The sequence below is a fragment of the Exiguobacterium chiriqhucha RW-2 genome (genome assembly GCF_000416965.1).
Classification (GTDB): Bacteria; Bacillota; Bacilli; order Exiguobacteriales; family Exiguobacteriaceae; genus Exiguobacterium; species Exiguobacterium chiriqhucha.
This window is the reverse complement of the sequence record NZ_ATCL01000021.1, coordinates 98,236-110,619: the sequence shown is the minus strand read 5'-3', so window position 1 is coordinate 110,619 and position 12,384 is coordinate 98,236. Positions and strand designations below refer to the sequence as shown.

10 protein-coding genes, 1 tRNA gene and 1 other annotated feature are annotated in these 12,384 nt (G+C 51.3%); of the genes, 7 read left to right on the top strand and 4 right to left on the bottom strand.

Features of this window, described 5'->3' with window-relative positions:
* Positions 1-71 (bottom strand) — tRNA-Gly (locus M467_RS29575).
* Between the two features lie 128 nt (positions 72-199).
* Here M467_RS29575 and M467_RS29570 point away from each other — a divergent pair.
* Genes M467_RS29570 through M467_RS29560 form a run of 3 tightly spaced genes read left to right on the top strand, consistent with a single transcriptional unit; the run spans position 200 to position 1,526 of the window.
* Positions 200-559, top strand: a complete 360-nt coding sequence (locus tag M467_RS29570; RefSeq protein ID WP_021067840.1) for a hypothetical protein — start codon at positions 200-202, stop codon at positions 557-559.
* Positions 560-561: 2 nt separating this feature from the next.
* Positions 562-1,116, top strand: coding sequence for a hypothetical protein (locus M467_RS29565; protein WP_021067839.1), 555 nt, complete (start codon positions 562-564; stop codon positions 1,114-1,116).
* Positions 1,113-1,526 (top strand): hypothetical protein, encoded by a 414-nt coding sequence (locus tag M467_RS29560; protein WP_021067838.1) that lies wholly within the window; start codon positions 1,113-1,115, stop codon positions 1,524-1,526. The genes M467_RS29565 and M467_RS29560 overlap by 4 nt, the downstream gene beginning before the upstream one ends.
* Before the next feature lie 42 nt (positions 1,527-1,568).
* Here the strand turns inward: M467_RS29560 and M467_RS31515 are convergent, their stop codons facing one another.
* The 3 genes from M467_RS31515 to M467_RS29545 form a co-directional block, all read right to left on the bottom strand.
* Positions 1,569-4,544, bottom strand: coding sequence for an SH3 domain-containing protein (locus M467_RS31515; RefSeq protein ID WP_021067837.1), 2,976 nt, complete (start codon positions 4,542-4,544; stop codon positions 1,569-1,571).
* 161 nt (positions 4,545-4,705) lie between these two features.
* Positions 4,706-5,635 (bottom strand): alpha/beta fold hydrolase, encoded by a 930-nt coding sequence (locus M467_RS29550; RefSeq protein WP_021067836.1) that lies wholly within the window; start codon positions 5,633-5,635, stop codon positions 4,706-4,708.
* Positions 5,636-5,657: 22 nt separating this feature from the next.
* Positions 5,658-7,343, bottom strand: coding sequence for a formate--tetrahydrofolate ligase (locus tag M467_RS29545; RefSeq protein WP_021067835.1), 1,686 nt, complete (start codon positions 7,341-7,343; stop codon positions 5,658-5,660).
* A 242-nt stretch (positions 7,344-7,585) separates the two neighbouring features.
* Between M467_RS29545 and M467_RS29540 the strand changes: the two genes are divergently transcribed.
* The 4 genes from M467_RS29540 to M467_RS29525 all read left to right on the top strand — a co-directional run bounded on the left by M467_RS29540 (position 7,586) and on the right by M467_RS29525 (position 12,266).
* Complete coding sequence (locus tag M467_RS29540) at positions 7,586-8,491, top strand: carbohydrate ABC transporter permease (protein WP_021067834.1); 906 nt, start codon at positions 7,586-7,588, stop codon at positions 8,489-8,491.
* The gene (locus M467_RS29535; RefSeq protein WP_021067833.1) at positions 8,488-9,393 is read left to right on the top strand and encodes a carbohydrate ABC transporter permease; all 906 of its coding nucleotides are present in this window, start codon (positions 8,488-8,490) and stop codon (positions 9,391-9,393) included. Before M467_RS29540 ends, M467_RS29535 begins: the two co-directional genes overlap by 4 nt.
* Positions 9,394-9,499: 106 nt before the next feature.
* Positions 9,500-9,741: a binding site (T-box leader), on the top strand.
* 66 nt (positions 9,742-9,807) lie between these two features.
* The gene (asnA, locus tag M467_RS29530) at positions 9,808-10,791 is read left to right on the top strand and encodes an aspartate--ammonia ligase (protein WP_021067832.1); all 984 of its coding nucleotides are present in this window, start codon (positions 9,808-9,810) and stop codon (positions 10,789-10,791) included.
* 179 nt (positions 10,792-10,970) lie between these two features.
* Complete coding sequence (locus M467_RS29525) at positions 10,971-12,266, top strand: ABC transporter substrate-binding protein (RefSeq protein ID WP_021067831.1); 1,296 nt, start codon at positions 10,971-10,973, stop codon at positions 12,264-12,266.
* The last annotated feature ends 118 nt before the right edge of the window (positions 12,267-12,384 follow it).

Genomic DNA, 12,384 nt, shown 5'->3' with positions numbered 1-12,384 from the left:
AGCGGGTGAAGAGAATCGAACTCTCGTCATCAGCTTGGAAGGCTGAGGTTTTACCATTAAACTACACCCGCGAAACGCTTAACGTTACGGTAATATAATAGCACAGGATTTTAGCTTTGCAAACCCTTTTTTGAAAAAACATTGGTTGTTGCGGCTAGGTCGTCTTGCTAAGATAATAGAGGAGAGGAGTGGATGGGGCATGAGTGAGCGTAAATCCTATTTACAGATGATGAGCGAAGGGTTTCGGATGATGAAACAATCCAAACAACTCAACCACGAGACGAAGCTTCGCCAATGGATGTTCTCGATTAATCGCGAGTCGGACTGGCAGGTGATTCTTCGAACGGAACGATTGAAATGGATCGGCCCGGCGACGAATGAGTTCATCGTCGAACCGCTATCCGTTCAAATTGGGGCACTTCAGCTCACGCGTCATCTCGAAACGAACGAAGTACGTTTGAAGATCGAGGAAGAATGGGGAATTGAAAGTAAGGTCGTCTGTGACGACAAGGAGTGGGAACGATTCGTCGCGTCGCTCAAACAATTGAAGGGGGAGTAGTCGTGAGTCGAGAAAGGCTATATCGGATTGAAGCGGAAGCTCGGGGCAGTGCCTGGCGAGCCCGTGTATTGACCGGCATCCAACGATTCCGCTTTTTTAAAGGGGAATTGCTCGCACCGACTGAACGTCCTTATGTCGTCTTGAGCATCTCACAAGACAAGCAGGCACTCCCCGATTTGATTGAGACGGATATGGGAGTGTTGCTCATCCATGAACGAATCGGTCCAATTTTTATGAACCTATGCCCATACGATATTCAGCTTGTTCGAGTCGAGTTGCACACGAGCACCGGGAAGACGGATCAATATTGCGCGCTCAACGTATTGCGTCGCTTCGAGATTGAGCATCTCGAAGATTCAGGCGAATATCGACCGTTAGACCCGGACCGACTCTATTTTTTATCACATCAAACCGTAAGATTGAACTTATTCGGGCACATGATTGCCCAAGACCAAAACAGTCAACGTCTTTACGTGACCGAGCGCCTCAAATATGCGCTCCAAGCGAAGATGGTGACAGGTCTAGCATTTAAGAAGACGAAGGAGCAAACAGCATGAAGGAATACGAGATTGACGGTTGGATCCGTCTATCCTACCCAGAACACTTTGAATACAATGAAGAAGAAGACCATGTCAGCTTTTATTCGGTAGAAGCCGACGCCCAAGGGACGCTTCAGATGTCCATCTATGAAGCCGAGGAAGAGCAAGCGCCGAGCGACGCGGCTCTCCAAGAGTTGAACACATTTTTAGGCGAGTTCCCGATTGACGTCAAAGTCGCCCCGAGCGTCACGACGGAGGCAGGCGGTATGACGACGGCCTATGCGAGCGGAATCGAGGACGGGATGCATCTCGACGTCTGGTCACTCACAGACGGGAAACGACTCCTGTTTTTGACGTACGTCGCCGATGAAGTGACGAATGAAAAAGTAGAGATTGAATCGATTATCGACTCCATTGAATGGACATAACAAGAGACACGCGCCAACGTCGGCTGCGTGTCTCTTTGTGTCTTACTGGAATTTTGGAACTTCGAAGTAAAGCGTGTAGGCGTCGAGCTGTTGATACATGTTGTAGATGTTGGCGGTTTGTTTCGTCGCCCAAGCGATATCCGTGGCATATTGCATCGTCCCAGGATTTGATGGATTAAAGCGCATTTTATAGAGCGTGTTCTGTTTCCGGCTCGGGTTGTTAATATACGAATCCCCGATGAACTTGGCACCGCCGATGATGGCGGCTTCCGGTGTGAACCAACCTTCTTTATAAGCGCGCTCAGCCCCTTTGACGTGGGCGTTCCCGTCAATCGCACCGATTCCGTACATATTGTAGACGGTCTTCGGTGTGACGGCCTTGCCGTCGACGCTCGAGACAACTGTCCCGGTGGCGAGGGCGGACGTCCCATGACCGGTTTCAAGCAATGCATGCGACAATAGGTAAATTTCGTTGACGTTGTGCGTACGTGACGCATCGATGAACGCTTGACCGCGTCCATCTAAAATCCCTTTACCGACGAGCGACTTGTTCAAGACCGGCGCCGTCAAATCGGCTCCCTTCGACAAATCGAGGAACTGGAAATATTCCCGTGACGTCGTGGCGAACGAAGACGGTGACACGTGACGTGTGATTTCCTCATCCGTCGCAAGACGCCAAGACCGGTCATAGACGCGAATGTTGTATCCACTCGGGCGATAGTAGCTGATTGTGTAATATTGTCCGAGCTCACCAGTGATGCTCACCGTCTCACCTGGGTTGAGCACCCCGAACGAGTGAGCTGTCATAGAAGCGTCTTTCAATACCTTGACATTACCAGCGACGTTGGCGGCGCTGACGTATCCGGTCAGTATACCCGATTTTACTTTATACCAAGTCGTCGAACCGACTTTTTGTGTGCCGAGGTACTCAAGTTTCGTATTCGTCGACAAGCCGCCCAAGTTTGCTGCGGCTGTTGAAGCGGTTGCCTTCAAATATTGGAATGAAGTCGTCATGAGTTCCGTCGAACTGATCGTCCCTGTCGTGGCGGTCGGTGTCGCGCGAGTGATATACGCTTTCGGTACATAGGCGTTCGCAGCCCGGAAGGCGTCCGACTGGGCGAACACGTTGCGTTGCGTCGTCACCATCGATGCGAGCGTGTATGGATAGGCCGTTTCGGTGATGACCATTTCCTTACTGCCGGCGACAGGCGGTGTGTACGGTTTCGTATAAGTGAGGGAGATGTACCCTTTCACGAGCGAGCCGTTGACGAGATATGAGATGACCCCCCAGTCGCTACCGACGATTGGCTTCACTTTGACGACCGTCCCGTTCGCGAGCGTCCCGATGACGGCGCCATCAACTGCTTTATTGCGCACGTTCAGCGTCCCGTTGTTCGCGACGACGACCTCGACTTCACGTTCTGATTCGAGCTGTTCTTCTGGCACTGGCGGCTTGTCCGCAAAGTAACTCGCGGTCGCATAGCCCGTGAGCGAGCCGTACTTGATTTTATACAACGAGCTGGTCAATCCGGCCTCAGAAATTTGCTGAACTTTTGTCCCTGTCGGAATGACTGCGATTTTTGTTTTCGGTGATGCCGACCGGTCATAGAGGACGACTCGTTGCGTCGTGTAGTAATCTGTCACGACAATCACCTCCGGTTTTTCGACTGAGAAGTGACGTGAAGCGGCATAACCGGTTTTCCCGTCATAGCGGACTTTGAACCATGAGCTCGATAATCCGCTTTGAGAGATTTGTTCGATTTTCGCACCGAATGGAATCGTATCGATTTTCGTTGCGCCCGAGGCGGACGAACTGTACATCGCTACGTTCCGAATCGCGTAATAAGGCTTGATGACAATCACTTCTGGTGGTGTCGTCGAGAAATTGCGAGCGGCGGCATAGCCGGTGACACCGTCATACTCGATTTTAAACCATGAGCTCGCGAGTCCAGCATCCGACACTTGTGTCACTTTACTGCCGGCGCGGATGGTCCGGAGACGATCTGCACCCGAGGCAGACGATTTATACAAGACGAGATCGCGAGCGGCGTAATAAGGCGTTCGTACGACGACTTCCGGCTTCGTCTTCGAGAAGTTACGGGCTGCGGCATAGCCGGTGACGCCATTGTAACGAATCTTGAACCAGGACGAACTGAGTCCTGCCATTGCGATTTGTTCGACTTGGGCCCCCGAAGGGATGGTCGCGATCTTCGTCGCGCCTGAGGCCGAACTGTTATAAAGGGCGACGTTTGTGATTGAAAAATAAGGCGTCGTCGTTTCAGGCGTCGACGTATCTGGAGTCAATAGTGACGTCGAGAAGTTACGGGATGGAGCGTAGCCGATTTTCGTGCCATATTGGATTTTAAACCATGAGCCGGTCGCGCCGAGTGAGGCGAGATGCGTCACTTTGGCACCAGCCGGAATCGTCGCGAGTTTCGTCGCGCCCGAACCGGTCGAGTTGTATAGCACTGCTGTCTTGTTCGCGTAATACGGTGTTTCGACAGGAGCCGACGGCGTAAAGTATCGAGCTACGACGTAACCGGTGTACTTGCCGTACGTCACTTTCATCCATGAACCGGTTGCGCCATGCGAAGAAATATAAGTGACGGTCGCGCCTTTCGGGATGGTCGTCAAGACGGTGGCAGACGTCGATGTCGATGAGCGCAAGTTGACGTTCGCATCAGCCTTGTAAGCAGACGTCGCCGTCGTCGAGGCGGTCGTCGCCGTTTTCGTGACGGTCGATTTGAGTGTCAAATAAGTCGACGATACGTAGCGCTTTTCGCCTTCGAATTCAATTTGAGCCCAGTTGTCGTTCGTCGTATACACTTGAACGGTTTCGCCTTCGGTCAATTTCCCGACAATATCCGAAGTGGTAGATGTGGCGGAACGAACATTTAAAATCGATGTATTCACTGTTCCTTCGTATGTTGCTGCATATGAATGAGCGGGGACGAGCGTACTCAACACCGTGCTAGAGATGAGGACGGCCGTGCTCAATCGTGTGATCGTTGGCTTCAATGTGTTACCCCTTTCGGTGAATACGTATCAAAATATGTGTATTCTTTTAGTGTGCGGTCTAAGTATAGCGCACTTAAAAATTGGAAAGAAGAATCTAAATTACAAAAAAGGTAAATGAATTAGAATCCTATTGTATGATTTTGGTAAACAAAAAGAACCTCCTAGGAAATGGAGGTTCTTTTTGCGATTCGTATCGTTTGATGCATCCAGTCGCCGATGTCCGTCCAGATGTCTTGGCGTTGGCGCTCACGAAGCACTTCGTGGCGAGCCTGATCATAAGACAGCACGGTCAATTCGATGTCGGCGGCCTGATGTTTGCGGACGATTCCGGAGAGTCCTTCTCCGTCATGTACGACGGGATCATCGGCACCTACGACGAACAAAATTGGTAGTGTTTTCGGATGTTCTTGTATCCGGGCGGCAGAGGTCACATCGAGTGACGCTTTTGCTACCTCGTGTAAATATCCGAGCGTCGGAATCCCACCACAGTCCGGATCGTTCATATAGGCGGTCACTTCCTCGGGGACACTAGAAATCCAATCGCTCTCGGTCGTGGCGGGTAAGAATTTCAAGTTATATCGTCCGAACAACAAGCGTTCGAATAAACGGGATTCATGGGTGCTCCCTTTGAACCGAATGGCCAAATCGATCGCATACAGTCCGGCACGTCCAATCAATCCAGAATGCGGGGGCGGGGAAACGGCGATGACACCCGCCAAGCGATGACCTAACTGTTGACCGAGTCGACGCGCGAGCAACGAGCCGAAACTATGGCCGAGGACGACGGTCGGCAATTCATCTTGATAGTGATCGAGGAGCGAGATGGCGTCGTCGACCATTTGATCAAATCCTTCGTGTGGAGATAGATGAGCGTAAGTGGACTGGGTTCGGGCCAAGGAACCGGCGCCGCGAAGGTCGCACAGAAACACATTAAAACCAATTTCTGACAAAAAATCAGCGAATTCGACATAACGTTGATGATGTTCAAGCATCCCATGGAAAATGAAACAATTTCCAATCGGTTGTCTGGCCTTGACGTGCAATAGTTGTGTACGGTATCCGTCCGCATACGTATGTTCCGTGACGTCCATCCCTATCCCTCCGTTGTCTTGATTAGAATAAGCCAATCGCTTTCCCAGTCTCATCAATCCCCATATTCAAGGCGGCCGGTTGTTTCGGCAGACCCGGCATCGTCAAGACGTTACCTGTCAAGGCGACGAGGAAGCCAGCGCCGACCGACGGTTTCAACTCTCGCACCGTCACGGTGAACCCGTGTTGGTATCCGAGTTTCGTCGGGTCATCCGAGAGCGAGAACGGCGTCTTCGCCATACAAATCGGCAAGCTCTGCCAGCCGTTCGCTTCGATTTGTGCCATCTGTTTTTTCGCGGTTGCGGTAAAGGTGACGTCGGCCGCTCCATACACTTCACGGGCGATCGTCAAAATTTTCTGTTCGATGGAATCGGTTAACGCATAGAGCGGGGTAAACGAACTCTCATTCGACTCAATCGTGTCGATGACGGCCTCGGCGAGGGCACGACCGCCTTGTCCACCATTCGACCACACTTCACTGAGCGCCACTCGAATGTGGTTCGCTTCACACCAATCGAGGACGGCCGCCAACTCTTCGGCTGTATCCGAATTGAATCGATTGAGGGCGACGACGGTCGGCAAACCGAGTTTCCCCATCGTCTCGACATGTTTGGCGAGAAGTTTTAACCCGTTTCCGACAGCTCCGACGTTCTCGACGTGGAGTTGGTCTTTGGCGACACCGCCATGCATTTTCAAAGCACGGACTGTTGCCACGAGAACGACGGCGTCCGGGTTCAATTTTCCGATGCGTGACTTGATATGACAGAATTTCTCGGCGCCAAGATCGGCTCCGAAACCAGCTTCGGTGACGACATATTCACCGAGCTTGAGCGCGGTTTTCGTCGCAATCAATGAGTTGCATCCGTGCGCGATATTGGCGAACGGACCACCATGAACGAGGGCTGGTGTCTGTTCAAGTGTTTGCACCAAGTTCGGCTTGAACGCTTCTTTCAATAGCAGTGTCGCGGCACCGGCCGCACCGATTTGTTCGGCCGTGATCGGCTCATTGTCCCGATCGTATGCGACGACGATTCGCTTGATGCGTGCCTCGAGGTCAGTCAACGAATCGGCGAGACAGAGGATGGCCATGATTTCAGACGCGACCGTGATATCAAAGCCTTCTTCACGAGGTACGCCATGGGCACTGCCGCCAAGGCCAATCGTCACGTGACGGAGCGCCCGGTCATTCAAGTCGAGCACACGTTTCCAGACGATTTTCCGGACATCGATGCCAAGGTCGTTCCCTTGATGGAGATGATTGTCGAGCATGGCGCTAATCGTGTTGTGGGCCGCGGTGATAGCGTGCATGTCGCCTGTAAAGTGAAGGTTGATGTCTTCCATCGGCAACACTTGGCTGAATCCTCCGCCGGCGGCACCGCCTTTTAAGCCCATTGTCGGCCCGAGTGACGGTTCTCGCAAACAGACGATCGCTTGTTTGTCGAGTTGGTTGAGCGCTTGGCCGAGCCCGACGGTCACGGTCGACTTTCCTTCACCGGCTGGAGTCGGATTGATTGCCGTGACGAGAATGAGCTTCCCGTCTTCGCGAGTCGCCATCCGATCGATGACGTCGAAGGATAACTTGGCTTTATATTTCCCGTATAGGTCGAGGTCATCTTCTTGTAATCCGAGCTTTTCCGCAATCTCTTTGACGGGCAACATCTCGGCTTGTTGGGCAATCGTTAGGTCGGATAACGGTTTAATCGTCGTCATGTATAAAATCCCTCCACTTTCGAACATTGTAATCGGTTTATTTCATTTCATTCGTGAATCGACTTAGAATCAAGGTTTAATTCTTCATTCAGGAAGACTCGTTCGTGTTGTCATTGAGTTTATCATAACGCATCGTCTCGTATAATTCACCCATTGAGTGCAATATATTCCACCCTTTCCGTCAAATGTATCCGTTTTCATTTTGGTTATTTGAAGGTAAGTTGATAGTGGAGGCGATGAAGATGACAGAAACACCAAAACAACACAAGCGAAGACGAAATTGGAAGAAACCAGCGAGTTTTATTGCATTCGTCGGTCCGGCCTTTTTGGCGTTTGTGGCGATTGTGCTCATACCGTTCATAAACGGGATTTATTACAGCTTCACGGATTGGAACGGTGTGACGGGTCAGTTGAACGTAGTCGGGTGGGACAATTATCAGCGGATTCTATTCGAGGATGAACAGTTCCGCGCCTCGTTCTGGATTACGACGAAATACACGATTGTGGCCGTCATCTTGACGAACATCGTCGGTTTCTTACTGGCCTTACTGTTGACGATGAACATCAAGACACGCAATATCCTGCGCACCGTCTTTTTCATGCCAAACTTGATTGGCGGGCTCATTCTCGGATTCATTTGGCAGTTTATCTATGTGAAGGGCTTTGAATCAATTGGGGCACTGACCGGATGGAGTCTGTTCGAACTGCCGTGGCTCGGTGACGCCCGGACAGCCTTTTGGGGCATCGTCATCGTCGCCATCTGGCAAGGCGGAGGCTACGTCATGGTCATCTACATCGCAGCGCTTCAAAACGTGCCGACGGATTTGCTGGAGGCGGCCAAAATCGATGGGGCGAATCGGTTGAAGATGTTGCGTCACATCACGTTACCGATGATTATGCCGTCGATCACCATCTGTCTGTTTTTGACGATTTCCTGGTCGTTCAAAGTGTTCGACACGAACTTGTCGCTCACGAACGGTGGCCCATTCAAATCGACAGAGATGCTCGCCTTGAACATCTATACAGAATCATTCGTGAATAATAATTACGGGCTCGGCTCGGCGAAAGCGGTCATCTTCTTCCTTGTCGTCGCGGCGATTACCGTCACTCAAGTCTACTTGACGAAAAAGCGGGAGGTGGAGGCATGACGACAGAAAAAATTGAACGCATCGAAGCGAAGGTCGATTCATCTCCCCAGCGATTGCTACCGCAAAAACCGCTGCGGGCGGGTGGATATACGGCCGGTCTCGGTCTCGTCGAACTGGTGGCGATTCTACTTGGACTGTTATATCTCGTCCCGTTCTATTACGTCATCGTCAACTCGTTCAAATCAATTGCCGAGATTTACACGAACACGTCTGCCTTGCCGAGCGTCTGGCTCGCGTCGAACTATACAGAAGCCTGGGAGGCGATGAACTACGGACGCGTCTTCTTGAACTCGCTTCTCATCACGGCCGGGGCGAACCTTCTCATCGTGCTGTTCACCTCGATGGCGGCCTGGAAGCTCGTCCGGACAAAACATTGGATTTCGACCGTCATCTTCTTCTTGTTCGTCGCGGCGATGGTCATCCCGTTTCAGTCAATCATGATTCCGCTCGTGAAAGTGTCGAGCCTGCTCGGTCTTTTAAACAGTCATTGGGGACTGATGGTCATGTATCTCGGCTTCGGGTCTGGTATTTCGGTATTCTTATATCATGGCTTCATGAAGTCGATTCCGGAAGAGATTGAAGAAGCGGCCATCATTGACGGTTGCTCGACGTGGGGCGTGTTTTGGCGAATTGTCTTCCCGCTCCTCAAACCAATCACGGTGACAATCGTCATCTTGAACAGCCTTTGGATTTGGAATGACTTTCTCTTACCTTCACTTGTCCTCCGAGACATCGAGCTGCGGACGATTCCGCTCGCGACGTTCTATTTCTTCGGACAATATACAAAACAATGGGATTTGGCACTTGCTGGTTTAGTCCTTGGGATCGTTCCGCTCCTCGTCTTTTTCTTCGGTATGCAAAAGCATATTATCAAAGGGATTACGAGCGGCTCGATCAAATAACCCTGCCCAAGGGATCTCCCCCGTTCGCTACACGGGGGAGAATTTTTTTTTGGAAAAGTGGTTGACATTCGTCTGAATATTGATAATAATTGGGTCAATTCAATTGTGAACGACATTGAAAGGACGAGTACACAGAAGACGTAAGCAAAGCGAGCCGGGGAAGGTGAGAGCCCGGACTGAAATCTCTGTCGAAGAACCTCCTGGAGTCGCTACCCGAACGCTTTGCAAGTAGACGTAGCCGGACTGTTCCCCGTTATCGGAACTACGAGATGTTCGTCTCGAAAAAGTGAGTAGATTCGTCTACTAATTTGGGTGGCACCGCGGAGCTTGAAGCCTTCCGTCCCATAGTCCATGGGATTGGAGGGCTTTTTTCTATTGCTCCATCCCGAAATCCCACAATTGGAGGAAGAAAACATGACAACAACAGCAATGAGCAAGATGAAGGAAAAACAACAGGCGATTACAGTAGTGAAGGCGACATTCGAAGACAAGTTCAGCACGGCGCTCGGACTCACACAAGTTCAGGCCCCACTGTTCGTCACATCGGCGAGCGGTGTCAACGACCACTTGAACGGTGTCGAACGCATCATCCAGTTCGATACGCAGTATCCAGGGCATGAACTCGAAATCGTTCAGTCGCTCGCGAAGTGGAAACGTGAAGCGCTCGGCCGCTACGGATTCGAAGTCGGTGAAGGGTTGTACACACAGATGCGCGCCATCCGTCGGGATGAAGAACTCGACGCGACACACTCACTCCACGTCGATCAATGGGACTGGGAACGTGTCATCGCTCGGGAACACCGGACGACGGAGTACTTGAAGGCGACGGTCGAAACGATTTACGCGGCACTCCGCGAGACGGAACAGACGGTCGAAACGATGTACGGGATTGAGGCGATCTTGCCAGAGTCGATTCACTTCTTGACGAGCCAAGAGTTAGAAGACCTTTACCCGGATCTTACACCAAAAGAGCGTGAGCACGCGATTTGTAAAGCGTACGGTGCGGTCTTCCTCTCGCAAATCGGCGGCGCACTCGCTTCGGGCGATAAGCACGACGGTCGCGCGGCTGACTATGACGACTGGTCGCTCAACGGCGATATCCTCGTCTGGCACCCGGAACTCGAATCGGCGTTCGAACTGTCATCGATGGGAATTCGTGTCGACGAGACAGCGCTTGCCGAGCAGTTGGTGACAGCCGGAGCTGAAGACAAACGCAAGTACCCGTTCCACCAAGCGGTCCTCGAAGGACGTCTCCCGCTTACAATCGGGGGTGGCATCGGGCAATCGCGTGTCGCCATGTATTTGCTTCGTGCTCGTCACATCGGTGAAGTCCAATCTTCGGTCTGGCCGAGTGAGATGATCACAGCATGTGAAGAAGCTGGAATCAGCCTGTTGTAATTATATAGAAGAAACTAAAACCAGGACTTTCTTTTCAATAAGAAAGTCCTGGTTTTCTGTGCAACATTTTCCACCCTACACGTCAATTTTGACACCTACATAATGGAAGCGTTTTCATCTAAAGTTAGGGTGTACCGAATGATGAAGGATTGTCGACTCTATACTTAGGAGGAAGCGAAATGAAACGTAAATGGAAATTATCAACTGCCGTCATGACGGCAGGGATGGTATTGACGCTTGCGGCCTGTGGCGGCGGGTCGCTTACGGAAGATGAAGGATCGAACGATGCGAACGCGGATAACGGGGACAAGCAAGACGTCACGTTGAACGTCTTCCAGTTTAAAGCGGAAATCGCCAAAGATCTTGAAGCGATGGCGAAAGAATACGAGGAAGAGACGGGCGTCAAAGTGACCGTTCAAACGGTCGGCGGCGGAGCCGATTACGGCGCTGCGCTCAAGTCACAGTTCGCGTCAGGCAACGAGCCGGACATCTTCAATAACGGCGGGTTCACCGAAGCTCAGACATGGAAAGACAAATTGGAAGATTTGTCAGGCGAGAAGTGGGTCGGGGATTTGACGGAAGTGGCCAAGGAACCGATGACGATGGACGGAAAACTGTACGGGATGCCGATGAACTTGGAAGGATACGGCTTCATCTACAACAAGGAGCTGTTCGAGAAGGCGGGCATCAGTGAGTTGCCGAAGACGTTGTCTGAGTTGACGGATGCGGCTGAGAAGTTGGATAAAGCAGGCATCACACCGTTCTCGGTCGGTTATGCCGAGTTTTGGATTCTCGGAATTCACTTGCTCAACATTCCGATGGCGCAACAAGACGACCCGGATGCGTTCATCCAGGCACTCAACGAGAATAAAGAAAAATTTGAGGACAATGAGCAGTTCCAACAATTCTTGAAACTGTTTGACCTCACCATCAAATACGGCAATAAGAACCCGCTCACGACGGACTATAACACGCAAGTCACACAGTTCGCTCAAGGTGAGACGGCAATGCTTCAGCAAGGGAACTGGGCGCAACAGATGATTCTCGACGTGAATCCGGACATTGAGATGGGCTTCGTCCCAATCCCAATCAACGATGACAAAGAGAAGATGGATCGTCTCCCGGTCGGCGTCCCGAACAACTGGGTCGTCAATAAAAACTCGAAGTATAAAGAAGAAGCGAAAGACTTCCTCGAATGGATGGCGACATCTGATACAGGTAAAGATTACATGGTCAACAAATTCAAATTCATTCCGGCGTTCAAGTCGATCGAAGCGAACGACCTCGGTCCGCTTGCTGACGACATCTTGGCTTATTCGAACGAAGGCAAGACGATTTCATGGAACTGGTTCAAGTATCCGGATGGCGCGGTCAACGAGTACGGCGCGTTGATGCAAGCGTACGTCGGTGGTCAAAAGACCGGAGACGAGATGCTCCAAGACTTCACAAAAGTATGGGCCGATAAGGCAAAATAACAGCAACACAAGCAGCGAAATGACCCCTTCGCCGCTTGTGTTTTTTTTATGAAGAAACTGTCACACGAATCCCATAAAAACGACACACATACCCCCGTGGGTTTTCGTACAATATGTT